A 15,097-nucleotide genomic window follows, 5' to 3' on the forward strand; every position below is an offset into this window, starting at 1 on the left:
CTATGGCAGATAACAAGAAAACTTTTTACATTACCACGCCAATCTACTATCCGTCTGGCCGTTTGACCATCGGCAACGCCTACACGACGGTAGCAGCGGACACCATGACCCGCTACAAGAAAGCCCGCGGCTATGATACCTTCTTCTTGACCGGGACCGACGAACACGGCTTGAAGATCGAACAAAAGGCCGAAAAGCTGGGCATGAAGCCAAAGGCTTACCTGGACGGCATGGTCAAGGACATCAAGGAACTGTGGAAGAAGCTGGACATCAACTACGACAAGTTCATCCGGACCACTGATGAAGAACATGTCAAGGCTGTCCAGAAGATTTTTGAAAAGCTGAAGGCCTCAGGTGACATCTACCTGGGTGAATACACCGGCTGGTACTCGGTTGAAGACGAAGAATACTTCACTGAATCCCAGCTGAAGGAAGTCTTCAAAGACGACCAGGGCAACGTTGTCGGCGGGATCGCCCCATCTGGCCACGAAGTTCAATTGGTCAAGGAACCATCCTACTTCTTCAAGATGAGCAAGTACGCTGACCGGCTTCTCCAGTACTACAAGGACCACCCGGAATTCATCCAGCCAAACTCCCGGGAAAAGGAAATGGTGAACAACTTCATCAAGCCGGGCCTGGAAGACTTGTCAGTTACCCGGACCACGGTTGACTGGGGGATCCCGGTGCCAAGCGACCCGAAGCACGTTGTTTACGTTTGGATCGACGCCTTGGCCAACTATATCACTGCCTTGGGCTATGGGTTAGAAGATGACTCCCTCTTCAAGAAGTACTGGCCAGCTGACGTCCACCTGGTCGGCAAGGAAATCGTCCGTTTTCACACCATTTACTGGCCAATCATGCTGATGGCCCTGGACTTGCCGCTGCCTAAGCAGGTCTTCGGCCACGGCTGGGTCTTGATCTACAAGGACAAGATGTCCAAGTCCAAGGGTAACGCCGTTTACCCGGAATCCTTGATTTCCCGCTACGGCCTGGACCCGGTCCGCTACTACCTGATGCGGGCCATCCCATTTGGAGCTGACGGTTCCTTTACCCCGGAAGACTTCGTTGAACGGACCAATTTTGACCTGGCCAACGACCTGGGCAACCTCTTGAACCGGACTGTTTCCATGATCAACCAGTACCAAAAGGGCCTGGTTGCCCCGGTTGACCAGGAACAGGACAAGTACGGCCAAGACCTGGCTGACGTTGCTGCCAAGGCCATCAGCGACTACTACGGCAACATGGACAAGATGCACTTCTCCAATGCTTTGGAAAATGTCTGGCAGCTGATTTCCCGGGCCAACAAGTACATCGATGAAACTACCCCATGGGTGTTGAACAAGGAAGGCAAGACTGAAGAACTTTCCAGAGTCATGAGCAACCTGGCGGAAAGCCTGCGCCTGGTAGCCATCATGATCGCTCCGGTTATGACCGAAACTCCAGGCAAGATGTTTGCCCAGCTGGGCCTGGACTGGGAAGACGAAAGCCAGAAGGACTTGCAGTTCGGCGGCTTTGCCTGGGACGTAAACGTCGTTGCCAAGCCAACTCCAATCTTCCCACGCTTGAAGAATGACGAAGAAGTGGCCTACATCAAGGAAGAAATGAAGAAGGCCAAGCCAAAGAAACAGTCAAGAAGAGAACAAAAGCAGGAAGAAAAGCAGATCACGATCGACGACTTTGCCAAGGTCAAGATCCAGGTCGGCAAGATCCTGTCTGTTGAACCAGTCAAGGGATCAAGCAAGCTCTTGATGTTCAAGCTAGACTTCGGCAAGACCGGCGAGCGGCAGATCTTGAGCGGGATCCGCAAGTTCTACCCAGATGAAAGCATCCTTTTGGGCAAGAAGGTTCTGGCTGTAACCAACTTGAAGCCGCGCAAGATGCTGGGCCACGAAAGCCAGGGCATGCTTTTGTCCAGCGAAGCTGACGGCGATGTTAAGCTGGCCCTGGTCGGCGACGAACACCCGGTAGGGGCTGAACTGGGCTAATGAAGATCTACGACAACCATACCCACTTAAACGACAAGCCTTTTGCCGGCAAAGAAGCCGATTATATCCAAAAAGCCAGGGACTTGGACGTGGTTGGGATGAACTGCGTGGGCCAGGACCCGGAAATGAACCTGGGCGCCCTGGAATTAGCTAAGCGCTTTGCCAATGTCAAGGCCATCATCGGCTACTGCCCGGACGTGGCTAAAGACTATGACCAGGCAGCTGAAGACCTGCTGGTTGAGCAAGTTAAAGGCGGCCAGGTAGTTGCTATCGGGGAAATCGGCCTGGACTACTACTGGGATGAGTCTCCCCGGGATGTGCAAAGGAAAGTTTTTGCCCGGCAGATTGAAGTTGCCCGCGATTTGCAATTGCCGGTAAATATCCATACCAGGGACGCCTTCGCGGACTGCTGGCAGATCTTGAAAGAAGCAGACCTGGAATACGGGGCGGTTTTGCACAGCTACAACGGGGGCCCTGAATGGACGGAAAAGTTCCTGGACTTGAACGTGAACTTTTCTTTCTCCGGGGTCGTTTCCTTCAAGAAGGCCGCGGAAGTGCATGAGTCAGCCAAGCTGGTTCCTTTGGACCGGCTTTTGGTTGAAACTGACGCGCCGTTTTTGACTCCGGTGCCTTACCGGGGACGGCAAAACGAGCCTGGCTATGTCCGCTACGTTGCCCAGGCGGTCGCGGACTTGAAGGGGCTGGATCTGGCCGAAGTTGCGGAAGCAACTTATGCTAATACAATGAGGATTTACGGATTAAATGCAGAAGAATTTTAACGCCGTCGTTGTCGTGGAAGGCAAGGACGATACGATGCGCTTAAAGCAGTTTTTTCCAGGAATTGAGACGGTCGAGACGAATGGCTCGGCCGTTTCTGATGCGGTCCTGGCCAAGCTGAAGAAACTGGCCCAAAGCCGCGAGATTATTGTTTTTACCGATCCTGACGTCAATGGCGAGCGGATCCGCCGGATAGTGACCGAAGCCGTGCCAACGGCCAAGCAGGCCTTTATTACCCGCAAAGAAGGCGAACCGCAAAAAAAGGGGAGCCTGGGGGTAGAGCACGCTTCAAAGGAAGCTTTAGAGCGGGCCTTGAGAGACTTACGCGAGGTCCAAGCCCAAAAGGCTGACTTTGACTACGGGGACTATGTCGACTTGGGCCTGGCCATGGGTCGCCAGTCCCGGCAATTACGGGAGGCAGTCGGGATCAAGCTGGGGATCGGCTATGCCAATTCCAAGCGTTTTTACCAGCGCCTGCAGACTTTTGGCATCAGTTTGGCTGAACTTAAGCAGGCAGTAGAGGAGGCGGAAAATGACCAACAGAATTCCAATCGCTAGTCCGGTAAGGACGGCGGCCATCGTCAATCGTTACTTTGTGCACGCCAAGAAGAACCTGGGCCAGAACTTCCTGGTTGACCTGGATGCCGTCCAGGGGATCGTCCGGGCAGCCGGGATTGAGCCCGGCGACCAGGTAGTGGAAGTCGGCCCGGGGATCGGCTCTTTGACTGAACAGCTGCTTTTAGCCGGAGGCAAGGTGGCGGCTTATGAAGTCGACCATAGCCTGCCGGAAATCCTGGCCAACGAACTGCCGGAAAAGGTGGACGGCCAAGACCTGGACCAGCGCTTCAAGCTGATCATGAAGGATGTTTTGAAGGCGGACTTTGCAACTGATCTGGCGGGCTTTTTTGATTTAAGCAAGCCCGTCAAGGTTGTGGCCAACTTGCCTTACTACATCACCACGCCGATTATTTTCAACCTGCTGGAATCCAGCCTGGACTTTACCAGCCTGACCTTGATGATGCAAAAGGAAGTGGCTGAGCGTCTGGCTGCCCAGCCGGGCTCTAAGGTCTATGGCCCCCTGTCCATTGCCGTGCAGACTCAAATGAGCGTGGACCTGGCCTTGGAAGTTGGGCACGCTTCCTTCATGCCCCAGCCAAAGGTTGACTCAGCCGTAGTGGTTTTAACGCCTTTGGAAAAGCCAGCTGACGTTGGCGACCGCAAGCAGTTCAACCGGGTGGTTAAGCTCTGCTTTGCCCAGCGGCGCAAGACCCTGGCCAACAACATGAAGACTTTGCTTCCAGACAAGGAAGACCGGGAAAAGCTGCTGGCCGACCTGGACCTAGGCCCGCGCCAGCGGCCGGAACAACTGGCCATCAGCGATTTCATCAGAATCAGCCAGGCTATAGCGGAAATGAATAAATAATTCAGTCTTGATTTGAATAGGAAATTATGTTATAATGTTCTAATAAAGGAGTGTCATAATTGCCAATCAATATTCAAGACATTAAGCAGAAGTTAGATACCCACCTAGGCGAAGAGTTGACAATCGTTGCCCAAGCGGGCCGCAAGAAGGTAACCAGACGCCGCGGCATTTTGACGAACACGTTTCCTGCCGTGTTTGTAGTGGCTCTGGACCAGGACAGTAATAATTTTGAACACGCATCATACAGCTACACTGATGTTTTGACCAAGAACATCCTGCTGGAATTTGATGATGAAAGCGATGCAGAGTAAAAATACGAATTTTTGCACTAACATTTCTTGAAAATGTTAGTGATTTTTTTTGCCCTTTAGAGTATATTAGTATAAGTACAAAAACAGACATTAGGAAGGAAAGAGAATGAAACGTTCTGAAAGATTAGTAGATATGACCAAGTTTTTGATGGAGCGCCCGCATACTTTGATTGCTCTGCCCTTTTTTGCCAAGCGCTACGGGGCAGCGAAGTCATCAATCTCTGAAGACTTGGCCATTTTGAAGCACACCCTGGCCAGCAACGAGGATGGGATCCTGGAGACCGTTGCCGGGGCAGCCGGCGGGGTCCGCTATATCCCGTTCTTAGGCCAGAAGCCGGCTGAGAAGTACCTCAAGGACCTGGCAGGCCGCATCCAGGACTCCAGCCGGATTCTGCCGGGCGGCTTTGTCTACCTGTCAGATATTTTGGGCAGGCCATATGACCTGGAGATGATCGGCAAGCTGATCGCCACCCGCTATGCTTACGCCAATATCGAAGCCGTCATGACGGTGGAAACCAAGGGGATTTCTTTGGCCAATGCCGTGGCCAGCTACTTGAACGTCCCAGCGGTAACCGCCCGCAAGCGGTCCAAGGTGACGGAAGGGGCTACTGTGTCCGTTAACTACATGTCCTCTTCAACTTCCCGGGTAGCCAAGATGGAGTTGCCGACCCGGGCCCTGGGCAAGGATACGAACGTTCTGATTGTGGACGACTTCATGAAGGGCGGCGGCACTCTGGACGGGATGCGGCAACTGGTCAAGGAATTTGATTGCCAGGTGGCCGGCGTCTGTGTTCTTTGCGAAACTGAATATGAAGAGGAACGCAAGATCAAGGACTACGTTTCCTTGGTCAACATTGACCAGATCGACAGTGAAAAGGAAATCATCCTGGCTCAGCCGGGCAACTTTTTGACTAGAACTAACTTCGACCGTTTCTAAATGTTACAATATAAGCTAGCCATGAAGGCTAGCTTATTTTGATTTAGAAGGTTATAAACAGATGGGAAAATATGTCGTAGTTTTGGCTGCCGGCAAGGGCACCAGAATGAAATCCAAGCTTTACAAGGTCTTGCACCAGGTTTGCGGCAAGGCCATGGTTGAACATGTCGTTGATGCCGCCAGAGCGGTCAAGCCAAGCAAGATCGTGACCATTGTCGGCCACGGGGCAGAAGACGTGGAGAAAGTCTTGGCGGGCAAGTCTGAATTTGCCATGCAGGAAGAGCAGCTGGGCACCGGCCACGCGGTTATGCAGGCGGAAGGCCAGCTGGCTGCTTTGGAAGGGGCAACGCTGGTCGTAACCGGGGATACCCCGCTTTTTACCAGTGAAACTTTCGAAAAGCTCTTCGCCTACCATGAAGAAGAAGGCAACGCGGCCACGGTTTTGACGGCTGAAGCTCCGGATCCTTTTGGCTACGGGCGGATCATCAGAGATGACCAGGGCAATGTTTTGCGGATCGTGGAACAAAAGGACGGCAAGCCGGAAGAACTGAAGGTCAAGGAAATCAACACCGGGGTCTTCTGCTTTGACAACCAGGACTTGTGGGCTGCTTTGAAGCAAGTCGGCAACGACAACTCTCAAGGCGAGTACTACTTGACTGACGTTTTGGAAATTTTACGCAAGGCCGGCAAGAAGGTCGGGGCTTACAAGATGCCGGACTTCAGCGAAAGCCTGGGGGTAAACGACCGGATCGCCCTGGCTGAAGCCACCCGGATCATGCAAAGAAGAATCAATGAAGGGCACATGCGGGACGGGGTTACCTTTATCGACCCCGCCACGGCTTACATTGACGCTGACGTGGAAATCGGTAATGACACGGTGATTGAAGGCGGCGTGACAATTAAAGGCCACACCGTGATCGGGTCAGACTGCTTGATCACTTCCGGGTCAAGAATCGTTGACAGCCAGATCGGCAACGGCGTGACGGTAACTTCTTCCACGATTGAAGAATCAATCATGGAAGACAACACGGACATCGGGCCAAACTCCCACTTGCGGCCAAAGGCTTTGATTAAGCGGGGAGCCCACCTGGGCAACTTCGTGGAAGTCAAGAAGGCGGAAATTGGCGAAAACACCAAGGTCGGGCACCTGACTTACGTTGGGGATGCTACTTTGGGCAAGGACATCAATGTCGGCTGCGGGGTCATCTTCTCCAACTTTGACGGGGTCAAGAAGTTCCACACGACGGTTGGTGATAAGTCCTTCATCGGGGCCGGGTCAACCCTGGTTTCTCCGATTAATGTGGCCGACCATGCCTTTATCGCGGCTGACTCAACCATTACCAAGGACGTTGGCAAGTATGAAATGGCCATCGCCCGGGGCCGGCAGGTCAACAAGGAAGACTACTGGCACAAGCTGCCTTTGTCTGAAGACGAAGAATGGAAATAATCTCGAAAAGGAGCTCCGGCTCCTTTTTTTAATAAGTAAAATGCATCCGTTTACAGTAGCTTTTAAGGAAAAATTGCCTTTCTTTTGAGAACTTTAATAAGCAATTTTTAAACAGAGGGTGTATAATCTAGGCAATGTACAAAAAGAAGCAAGAAAGGTTTGCATATCGATGAAGTTTACTAAGAAAATTGCTTTTGCATCAGCATCATTGGCTTTGACCATGGCTACTCCAGCCGCCCTGCTTACTCAAAACGCGGCTTTTGCCAAGACCACCACGGTTAAGCAAGCAACCAAGGTTAAGGTAACTAAGAAGACCACTCCTTTTTACCACAAGGACGGTTCTAAGTTCACCAAGAAGAAGCCTTACGTTTACGGCAGCTGGAAGAGCACTGTAGCTTACAAGAACACCAGCTACAACGTAGTTAAGACTGTAACCATCAAGGGTGCTAAGTACTACTACATCGGCAACGACGCTTACCTGAAGGCCAGCGACGTCAAGGTAACTGCAACTAAGACGGTTAAGTCCAGCTCAACTTCAAGCGCAAAGAAGGCAAGCACTAGTTCAAGCAAGACTACTTCCAAGAAGACTAGTTCAACTTCAAGCTCAAGCAAGTCTAGCTCCAAGAAGACTAGTTCAACTTCCAGCTCAACTTCAAGCAGCTCTTCTTCCAAGAAGACCAGCTCAAAGAAGACTGTAACTCAAATTCAAGTAACTAAGAAGACCACTCCTTTCTACCACAAGGACGGTTCAAAGTTCACTAAGAAGAGCCCATACGTTTACCAAGGCTGGAAGAGTACTGTAGCTTACAAGGGGACCAAGTACAAGGTTTCCAAGACTATCACCATCAAGGGAAGCAAGTACTACTACATCGGCAACAGCGCCTACCTGAAGGCCAGCGCCGTTAAGGTAATCGCATCTAAGTAATCCAGAAGAAACTTTGACAATTGTCAGAGCTTTTTTCTTTGCCCGAAAACAGACGATTTTTTCTATCCGCTTGAAAAACAAAAGGCTTTCTTGCTCTTCTTTCAGGTCAAAACAGGAGTAAGAGGAATTTTTTGCTTAAAAACTGAACACAAATCCCTTTTTTCCAACAAAAGAATGCCGGATTTTGTTAGAATAGAACTGTTAAATGCTGTTTTTTTCGGAGGGAATTATGTCTTACAAGGACAACATCAAGCTTTTTGCGCTTAACTCAAACAAACCGTTGGCAGAAAAGATCGCTAAGCGGATGGGGTTAAAGCTTTCAACCTCAAGCGTCGTTCGCTTCAGCGACGGTGAAATTCAAGTCGACATCGACGATTCTGTCCGTGGCAAGGACGTCTTCTTGATCCAATCCACAAGCGCGCCGGTCAACGACAACCTTATGGAACTTTTGATCATGATCGACGCTGTCCGCCGGGCCAGTGCCGCTTCCGTAAACATCGTCCTGCCTTACTACGGCTACGCTCGTCAAGACCGGAAGACCCGGGCCAGAGAACCAATCACTGCTAAACTGGTCGCAGACATGATTCAAGCTGCCGGGGCTGACCGCGTCCTCTCACTGGACCTGCACGCTCCGCAAATCCAAGGTTTCTTCGACATCCCTGTCGACAACTTGATGGGCGCTCCTTTATTGGCTGACTACTTCCTGAGCAACCACCTGGAAGAAGACGCTGTTGTCGTTTCTCCAGACCACGGTGGCGTTACCCGGGCAAGAAAATTAGCTGAATTCCTGGGCACTTCAATCGCCATCGTCGACAAGCGCCGGCCAAAGGCCAACGTTTCCGAAGTCATGAACATCATCGGTGACGTCAAGGGCAAGCGGGCCATCTTGATTGACGACATGATCGACACTGCCGGCACTATCACCCTGGCTGCCCAGGCCTTGAAGGACGCCGGTGCTACCGAAGTTTACGCCTGCGCGACCCACGCCGTTTTGTCCGGCCCAGCCGTAGACCGCTTGAACAATTCCGTAATCAAGAGCCTGGTCTTGACCGACTCAATCCAACAGCCAGCCGAAAAGAACCTCGATAAGATGATTCTCGTTTCCGTTGGGCCTTTGATGGGTGACGCTATCAAGCTGATCATGGAACACAAGCCAATGAGTCCGCTCTTTGACACTCGTTACGACGCTAACAAGTACAAGGACAAGTAAGGACCTGTATGCAAAAACAACCGCTGCAAATTCTGCAACGGTTGTTTCCTTTTGGAAATTATTCTTTTGCCTTATTTTTTCGTAAGCAATTCCCCGTTTTTCAGGTACTGCTGAAAATCTGCCTGCTTGAGCATGGCAACCGGGAAGAAGAAGCGCTCATCGCCCTGCAGGGTTCCGTTTAAGGCCTTGACCAGGGGGCTGAGCTGGGACAACTCAATCAAGCTGCCGTCTTCCTGCATGATCTCGATCTGGCTGTTGGCGTTCTTGCCACTTGGCTTATAAGCGTCATATGGCTCGTCAAAGGCTGACCCTACTCCGGTATAGTAGTCCGGGTCAAAGCCGGCCTTCTTGATCAAGTCCTTTAATTGCGGTAAAAGCTGCTTGCTTTCTTCGTTGATCTTCGCGCTGGCTAAAGGCCGCCGGAAGAGGTAGCGCTTGGTTAGGTCCGCTAAAACCGGGTCGCTGGACTCAGTCCACATGCTGAAGTTGGTCTCTATGACCCCGTCATCCATCTTCAAGTAGTCTTGCAAGTCCCAGGTCCCGGCCAAAAATCTGGCTAAACTTGGCGTAACCGGCAGTTCTTTTTCCTGGTAGAGGTACTGGGCCCGCTTCAAAAGGTGGTGAAGGATGACCTCCATGGACCGGTTGACCCGGTGGTAGTAGATCTGCTGGTACATCTGGTAGCGGGAGACGATATAGTCTTCAACGGCGTGCATCCCGTTAGCCGTAAAGCAAACCCCTTTTTCATAAGGGCGGATGACCCGCAAGATCCGGGACAGGTCGAATTCCCCATAAGAAGCCCCCGTGAAGTAGGCATCCCGCAAAAGGTAGTCCATCCGGTCGGCGTCCGCCTGGCTGGAGATGAGCTTGACCACCTGGGGATTAGGGTAGGTCTTGGCGATCACGCTGGCCACCGCCTTTGGGAAGTCCGTGTCGACCTTGCTCAAAGCCTGGTTGACCTCAGTGGAAGGATCCAGAATGATCTGCTGGCCGATCTGCTCATGGTTGGTGCCGAAAAGGTGCTCAAAGGTGTGCGAGTATGGGCCATGGCCGATGTCATGCAAAAGGCCGGCCATCTGCACCAGCAGGTTTTCGCTGGGGTCCCAGAGTCCGTCGCCGGTGCTTCGACTAGGGTATTTGTCAGTAAAAAGGTTGCTGATCCGTCGGGCCAGTTCGTAGACGCCCAGGTTGTGCTCAAAGCGGGTGTGGGTGGCGCCGGGGAAGACGAAGGCCGTCGGGCCCAGCTGCTTGATCCGCCGCATCCGCTGGAATTCTTGCGAGCGGACGACTTCCAGGGCCACTTGAGTGTCCAGGTGGATATAGCCGTGGACCGGGTCACGGACGACGACTTCGCGGGCCAGTTTAGGACTGTCAAATTTTGTCAAAAGTAAATCCTCCATTCTTATTGTTTTATATTTTTGCCAAAACATAGTAAGATGTGCTTGATTAGCTATAGAAATTATAGCAAAAGTTGCCAGAGGCCGCTGCTTGCGGCTGTTAAAGGAGAAGATTTTTTTATAAAGATGAGCAAGATTAAGATCGATTTGACGAGCAAGATTACCCAGGGCGAGCAAACGGAAACCATCCGCCAGCAGGCAGAAGGCGAATTGCGGGAAGACGGCGCGGTGAAAAGAATTTTTTACGAGGCGGAAAAGGTGCCGGTCAAGATGCTCGTAAAAGAGCAGGAGCTCTTAATCCGGCGGGGGACTGACCACAGCAACTTCTCCCAAATGCATTTTATTTTAGGCGAGAAGGGGCAGTGCAAGTATGTGGTTGAGGGCCGGCAGCTGGATCTCTTGTCGGAAACCAAGCGCCTGGAATTGAAAGAAAATGCCGCTGGTCAGCAACTTGAAGTTGAATATGACCTCTTTAGTGGTGTAGACTTAATTGGTAGTTATGCCGTCTCGTTGATTTTTGCTTAAATGACGTGTAAAATGGACAAGATTGAATAGAGAGGACGTTCAACTGTGGGATTAGCTGATTTTAAAGACGTGGATCGCAACGAATTGTCAATGATTGAAGTTGCACACGCAATTTTGGAAGACCGTGGCGAAAGAATGGCTTTTGCCGATATCGTTAACGAAATGCAAAAGTACCTGAACAAGAGCGACGAAGAAATTCGCCAGCGCTTGCCGCAATTTTACACGGACATAAACACCGATGGCCGCTTCATTTCCATGGGTGAAAATGTCTGGGCCCTGCGGACCTGGTTCAAGTTCGAAGCTGTCGATGAAGAAGTCGACCACCCAGAAGACGACGGCGACGAAGCATCAACTCGCAGGCACCACAGGAAGGTCAATGCCTTCCTGGCCACGACTGAAGGCGATGACGTGATCGACTACGAAAACGATGATCCAGAAGACGAAGACTTGTCCGACGACAGTGACGCTGACGAAGATGACGCTGACGACAATTACGATGACGATTACGACGACAATGAAGACGACGAAGATGACGACTCATTGCCAGACGGGATCGAAGGTCAGCTGTCACAAATGGATGACGACGACCTTGATGACGGTGAAGACGAAGAATAGGATTTTGTCCTTGACTTGCGGCTGAAAAGTCGTTATTATTTTGCGTGGGCACCCTATGTGCGTTTAGCTCCCTAATTGCTAGGGAGCTTTTTTATTATTTTTCAAAGGAGAGCTCAATGACCAAATATATCTTTGTGACTGGCGGCGTTGTTTCATCATTGGGGAAAGGGATTACTGCATCAAGCATTGGTCGCTTGCTGAAGAACCGCGGCTTAAAAGTTACCATGCAGAAGTTCGACCCATACATCAACATCGACCCCGGTACGATGAACCCTTACCAACACGGTGAAGTTTTCGTGACTGACGACGGTACGGAAGCTGACCTTGACTTGGGCCACTATGAAAGATTGGTCGACGTTAGAACCAGCAAGTACTCTAACGTGACGACTGGCAAGATCTACCAGGAAGTCCTGCAGCGCGAACGGCGCGGCGACTACCGCGGCGGCACTGTACAGGTGATCCCGCACGTAACTAACATGATCAAGGAAAAGGTCATGCGGGCAGCGCAAATGACCGACACTGACGTGGTTATTTCCGAAATCGGCGGTACGGTCGGTGACATGGAATCAACTCCGTTCATGGAAGCCATCCGGCAAATGCGGCGGGAAGTCGGCTCAGAAAACGTCATGTACGTGCACGTTACCTTCGTTCCTTACCTGCGGGCAGCCAAGGAACTGAAGAGCAAGCCGACCCAGCAATCAGTTTCCATGCTGCGGTCAATCGGGATCCAGCCAAACATGCTGGTTCTTCGCTCAGAAATGCCAGTTCCGCAGGAAATGAAGGACAAGATCTCCACTTTCACCGACGTTCCAGTCGACTACATCGTGGAATCTTTGGACGCGCCATCTCTGTTTGACGTGCCGTTGTCCTACCAGGAACAAGGCGTTGACCAGAAGGTCGTTGACTTCCTCCACATCGACAGCCCGAAGCCGGTTGCCGACATGGACGAATGGCGCCGGATGGACGAACGGGCCAAGAACTTGAAGTACAAGACCAAGATCACTCTGGTCGGCAAGTACGTCGAACTGGAAGATGCCTACATTTCCGTAACTGACGCTTTGCAGCACGCCGGCTACCTGTACAACAGCAAGATCGAAGTTGAAAAGATCCAGGCTGAAGACATTACTGAAGACAATGTAGCCGAACTTTTGAAGGACACCCAGGGCTTGATCGTGCCAGGCGGTTTCGGCACCCGGGGTCTGGAAGGGATGATCACTTCCATCAAGTACGCCCGCGAACACGACATTCCATTCCTGGGGATCTGCCTGGGGATGCAGATGGCCAGCGTGGAATTCGCCCGCAACGTTTTGCACCTGGAAGACGCCAACTCAGCTGAAGCAGAACCAAACTGCAAGAACAACATCATTGACTTGATGGCTGACCAGCGCGACCAGGAAAAGATCGGCGGCACCTTGCGTCTGGGCTTGTACCCAGCCATGCTGAAGGCCGGCACTAAGACCCGGGAATGCTACGACGGCCAGGAAGTCATCCAGGAACGTCACCGTCACCGCTACGAATTCAACAACAAGTACCGGGAAGACTTTGAAAAGGCCGGCATGACCTTCTCAGGTGTTTCTCCAGACAACCACCTGGTGGAAATCGTTGAAATCACGGATAAGAAGTTCTTTGTTGCCGCTCAATACCACCCGGAATTCCTGAGCCGGCCAAACCGGCCAGAAGGGCTCTTCAAGGGCTTTATTGGGGCAGCCAGCGGTTTGCAGGTCGACAAGTTCTAAATTTTGTACGATAATAATAGATAGTGACAAGAGAAGAGAAACCTCTTCTCTTGTTTTTTTGACGAAGATCTATTAACATTATTATGATAATTTGACAAAAGAAAAGGACTACTTTCCCAAATGAAGCAAATGATAATTCACGGAGGGAAACCCCTGCAAGGCGACATCTGGATTGGCGGCGCGAAGAACTCAACGGTAGCGCTGATTCCGGCCTCAATCCTGTCGAGAACGCCGGTGACCCTGGAATCAGTTCCGCGGATTGCCGACGTTGACAATTTGATGGACTTGTTGAGCGAAATGTACGTGCACTGCGACTTCCGCGAAACGACCCTGCAAATTGACCCGACTGAAATCAAGATGAGTCCCCTGCCAGCTGGGAAGATTAAGAGCTTGCGCGCGTCTTACTACTTTATGGGCGCTTTGCTCGGTCGTTTTGGCAAGGCGGTTGTAGGTTTTCCTGGTGGCGATGACATTGGCCCGCGGCCGATTGACCAGCACATTATGGGCTTCCAATCCCTCGGCGCCGACGTTAGATATGAAAATGAGCAGATTGTAATTACCGCGCCTGATGAAGGGTTGAAAGGGGCCCAGATTCACCTGAAGATGGCTTCTGTTGGGGCAACGATGAACATCATCATGGCCTCAGTCACGGCCAGCGGCCGGACGGTGATCGAAAACGCGGCCAAGGAGCCGGAAATCATCGACCTGGCAACTTTCTTGAACAACATGGGGGCCAAGATCCGCGGGGCGGGGACTGACACCATCAGAATCGACGGGGTTGACCGCCTGGAGGCCAAGGTGCCGCACACGATCATCCCTGATCGGATTGAAGCCGGGACTTACATTTCCATGGCAGCCTGCATCGGTAACGGGATCCGGATCCACAACATCATCGCTGAACACCTTGACGCCTTTTTGGCCAAGGTGGAAGAAATGGGCGTGGTGATCGACACTGATGAAGACTCCCTCTTCGTTTACCCGGCCGGGGACCTGCGCATGGTCCAGGTCAAAACCGGGACCTACCCGGGCTTCGCGACTGACTTGCAGCAGCCAATTACGCCGCTCTTGCTGACGGCTAAGACCGGGGAAGGGGTCATCATCGACCCGATCTACCCGAAGCGGACCCGGCACGTGCCGGAACTGCAGAAAATGGGGGCTTCCATCACAGTCGTTAACAACATCATTCTGGTTCAACCGGGCAGCCGCCTGCGCGGGGCGGTGGTTCACGCTGACGAAATCCGGGCCGGGGCCTGCTTGATGCTTACGGGCTTGATGGTTGACGGCGAAACGGTGATCAACAATGCTGGCAACATCTTGCGCGGCTATGACCGGGTGGAAGAAAAGCTGCGCCAGCTGGGCGCTGACGTGGTCATCCGGGACGTGGAAGATTAACTTGAGCCCTTGTCAAACGGGCTGGATAGTGGTACTATATTAGAGTTAACCGATTAATCTATGGCCTGTAGAAGGCTATGGCAAAGGAGTTTTAGAATTATGAAACAAGGTATTCACCCAGATTATCAAGAAGTTTGCTTCATGGACTCAGCAACTGGTTTTAAGTTTGTTGCCGGCTCAACTTTGAAGTCATCAGAAACTATTGAATTCGAAGGCAACACTTACCCATTGATCCGTGTTGAAATTTCATCAGATTCCCACCCATTCTACACTGGCAAGCAAAAGTTTGCCGCAGCCGATGGTCGAATCGAACGTTTCAACAAGAAGTACGGCTTCAGCAAGAAGAACTAATCGTTCTCTTTACTTTAAAAGCAGCCCTCTTGGGTTGCTTTTTTATTGCGAAGAGCGCTAAACAAC

The 15,097-nt window shown here is 51.7% G+C and carries 15 protein-coding genes; 14 read left to right on the forward strand and 1 reads right to left on the reverse strand.

The window, feature by feature from the left end; all coding sequences use genetic code 11:
- Window positions 1–2 precede the first annotated feature (2 nt).
- The 9 genes from metG (at window position 3) to DS743_RS05285 (ending at window position 9,015) form a co-directional block, all read left to right on the forward strand.
- Window positions 3–1,985, forward strand: coding sequence for a methionine--tRNA ligase (gene metG, locus DS743_RS05245; RefSeq protein ID WP_035183892.1), 1,983 nt, complete (start codon window positions 3–5; stop codon window positions 1,983–1,985).
- Window positions 1,985–2,764, forward strand: a complete 780-nt coding sequence (locus DS743_RS05250; protein ID WP_002878718.1) for a TatD family hydrolase — start codon at window positions 1,985–1,987, stop codon at window positions 2,762–2,764. The genes metG and DS743_RS05250 overlap by 1 nt, the downstream gene beginning before the upstream one ends.
- Window positions 2,748–3,320 (forward strand): ribonuclease M5, encoded by a 573-nt coding sequence (gene rnmV, locus DS743_RS05255; protein ID WP_035183890.1) that lies wholly within the window; start codon window positions 2,748–2,750, stop codon window positions 3,318–3,320. Before DS743_RS05250 ends, rnmV begins: the two co-directional genes overlap by 17 nt.
- Complete coding sequence (gene rsmA, locus DS743_RS05260) at window positions 3,295–4,185, forward strand: 16S rRNA (adenine(1518)-N(6)/adenine(1519)-N(6))-dimethyltransferase RsmA (protein WP_035183888.1); 891 nt, start codon at window positions 3,295–3,297, stop codon at window positions 4,183–4,185. The genes rnmV and rsmA overlap by 26 nt, the downstream gene beginning before the upstream one ends.
- Window positions 4,186–4,244: 59 nt before the next feature.
- On the forward strand, window positions 4,245–4,496 hold the full coding sequence (locus tag DS743_RS05265) for a Veg family protein (RefSeq protein WP_002878713.1): 252 nt from the start codon (window positions 4,245–4,247) through the stop codon (window positions 4,494–4,496).
- A gap of 106 nt (window positions 4,497–4,602) precedes the next feature.
- Window positions 4,603–5,433, forward strand: a complete 831-nt coding sequence (gene purR / locus DS743_RS05270; RefSeq protein ID WP_035183886.1) for a pur operon repressor — start codon at window positions 4,603–4,605, stop codon at window positions 5,431–5,433.
- A 61-nt stretch (window positions 5,434–5,494) separates the two neighbouring features.
- On the forward strand, window positions 5,495–6,880 hold the full coding sequence (gene glmU / locus DS743_RS05275; protein ID WP_002878710.1) for a bifunctional UDP-N-acetylglucosamine diphosphorylase/glucosamine-1-phosphate N-acetyltransferase GlmU: 1,386 nt from the start codon (window positions 5,495–5,497) through the stop codon (window positions 6,878–6,880).
- A gap of 169 nt (window positions 6,881–7,049) precedes the next feature.
- A complete protein-coding gene (locus DS743_RS05280; RefSeq protein WP_003616888.1) occupies window positions 7,050–7,805 on the forward strand; it encodes a hypothetical protein in 756 nt (251 codons plus the stop codon).
- 229 nt (window positions 7,806–8,034) lie between these two features.
- On the forward strand, window positions 8,035–9,015 hold the full coding sequence (locus DS743_RS05285) for a ribose-phosphate diphosphokinase (protein WP_016395853.1): 981 nt from the start codon (window positions 8,035–8,037) through the stop codon (window positions 9,013–9,015).
- A gap of 71 nt (window positions 9,016–9,086) precedes the next feature.
- Here DS743_RS05285 and DS743_RS05290 read toward each other — a convergent pair whose 3' ends face one another.
- Window positions 9,087–10,400 carry an HD domain-containing protein gene (locus DS743_RS05290; RefSeq protein WP_035183881.1) on the reverse strand — a complete coding sequence of 438 codons (1,314 nt, stop codon included), beginning with the start codon at window positions 10,398–10,400 and terminating at the stop codon, window positions 9,087–9,089.
- A 138-nt stretch (window positions 10,401–10,538) separates the two neighbouring features.
- On the opposite strand from DS743_RS05290, the gene DS743_RS05295 reads away from it, so the two are divergent.
- From DS743_RS05295 to DS743_RS05315, 5 genes are all read left to right on the forward strand, one after another.
- Window positions 10,539–10,937, forward strand: a complete 399-nt coding sequence (locus DS743_RS05295) for a YwiB family protein (RefSeq protein WP_002878700.1) — start codon at window positions 10,539–10,541, stop codon at window positions 10,935–10,937.
- Between the two features lie 45 nt (window positions 10,938–10,982).
- Entirely contained in the window at window positions 10,983–11,552 is a 570-nt protein-coding gene (gene rpoE / locus DS743_RS05300; protein WP_003616896.1) for a DNA-directed RNA polymerase subunit delta, read from the forward strand.
- 116 nt (window positions 11,553–11,668) lie between these two features.
- Window positions 11,669–13,288, forward strand: coding sequence for a CTP synthase (gene pyrG / locus DS743_RS05305; protein ID WP_002878695.1), 1,620 nt, complete (start codon window positions 11,669–11,671; stop codon window positions 13,286–13,288).
- Window positions 13,289–13,408: 120 nt separating this feature from the next.
- Window positions 13,409–14,680 carry a UDP-N-acetylglucosamine 1-carboxyvinyltransferase gene (gene murA, locus DS743_RS05310; RefSeq protein ID WP_003616900.1) on the forward strand — a complete coding sequence of 424 codons (1,272 nt, stop codon included), beginning with the start codon at window positions 13,409–13,411 and terminating at the stop codon, window positions 14,678–14,680.
- Between the two features lie 99 nt (window positions 14,681–14,779).
- Window positions 14,780–15,031, forward strand: a complete 252-nt coding sequence (locus DS743_RS05315; RefSeq protein ID WP_002878693.1) for a type B 50S ribosomal protein L31 — start codon at window positions 14,780–14,782, stop codon at window positions 15,029–15,031.
- The last annotated feature ends 66 nt before the right edge of the window (window positions 15,032–15,097 follow it).

Source organism: Lactobacillus leichmannii (assembly GCF_024701915.1).
In the GTDB taxonomy this organism is placed as follows: Bacteria; Bacillota; Bacilli; order Lactobacillales; family Lactobacillaceae; genus Lactobacillus; species Lactobacillus delbrueckii.

What these genes read in the sequence shown, in the direction of transcription:
- metG (WP_035183892.1), top strand. Translation starts at nt 3, where the DNA reads ATGGCAGATAACAAGAAAACTTTTTACATTACCACGCCAATCTACTAT.
- DS743_RS05250 (WP_002878718.1), top strand. Translation starts at nt 1,985, where the DNA reads ATGAAGATCTACGACAACCATACCCACTTAAACGACAAGCCTTTTGCC.
- rnmV (WP_035183890.1), top strand. Translation starts at nt 2,748, where the DNA reads ATGCAGAAGAATTTTAACGCCGTCGTTGTCGTGGAAGGCAAGGACGAT.
- rsmA (WP_035183888.1), top strand. Translation starts at nt 3,295, where the DNA reads ATGACCAACAGAATTCCAATCGCTAGTCCGGTAAGGACGGCGGCCATC.
- purR (WP_035183886.1), top strand. Translation starts at nt 4,603, where the DNA reads ATGAAACGTTCTGAAAGATTAGTAGATATGACCAAGTTTTTGATGGAG.
- glmU (WP_002878710.1), top strand. Translation starts at nt 5,495, where the DNA reads ATGGGAAAATATGTCGTAGTTTTGGCTGCCGGCAAGGGCACCAGAATG.
- DS743_RS05280 (WP_003616888.1), top strand. Translation starts at nt 7,050, where the DNA reads ATGAAGTTTACTAAGAAAATTGCTTTTGCATCAGCATCATTGGCTTTG.
- DS743_RS05285 (WP_016395853.1), top strand. Translation starts at nt 8,035, where the DNA reads ATGTCTTACAAGGACAACATCAAGCTTTTTGCGCTTAACTCAAACAAA.
- DS743_RS05295 (WP_002878700.1), top strand. Translation starts at nt 10,539, where the DNA reads ATGAGCAAGATTAAGATCGATTTGACGAGCAAGATTACCCAGGGCGAG.
- pyrG (WP_002878695.1), top strand. Translation starts at nt 11,669, where the DNA reads ATGACCAAATATATCTTTGTGACTGGCGGCGTTGTTTCATCATTGGGG.
- murA (WP_003616900.1), top strand. Translation starts at nt 13,409, where the DNA reads ATGAAGCAAATGATAATTCACGGAGGGAAACCCCTGCAAGGCGACATC.
- DS743_RS05315 (WP_002878693.1), top strand. Translation starts at nt 14,780, where the DNA reads ATGAAACAAGGTATTCACCCAGATTATCAAGAAGTTTGCTTCATGGAC.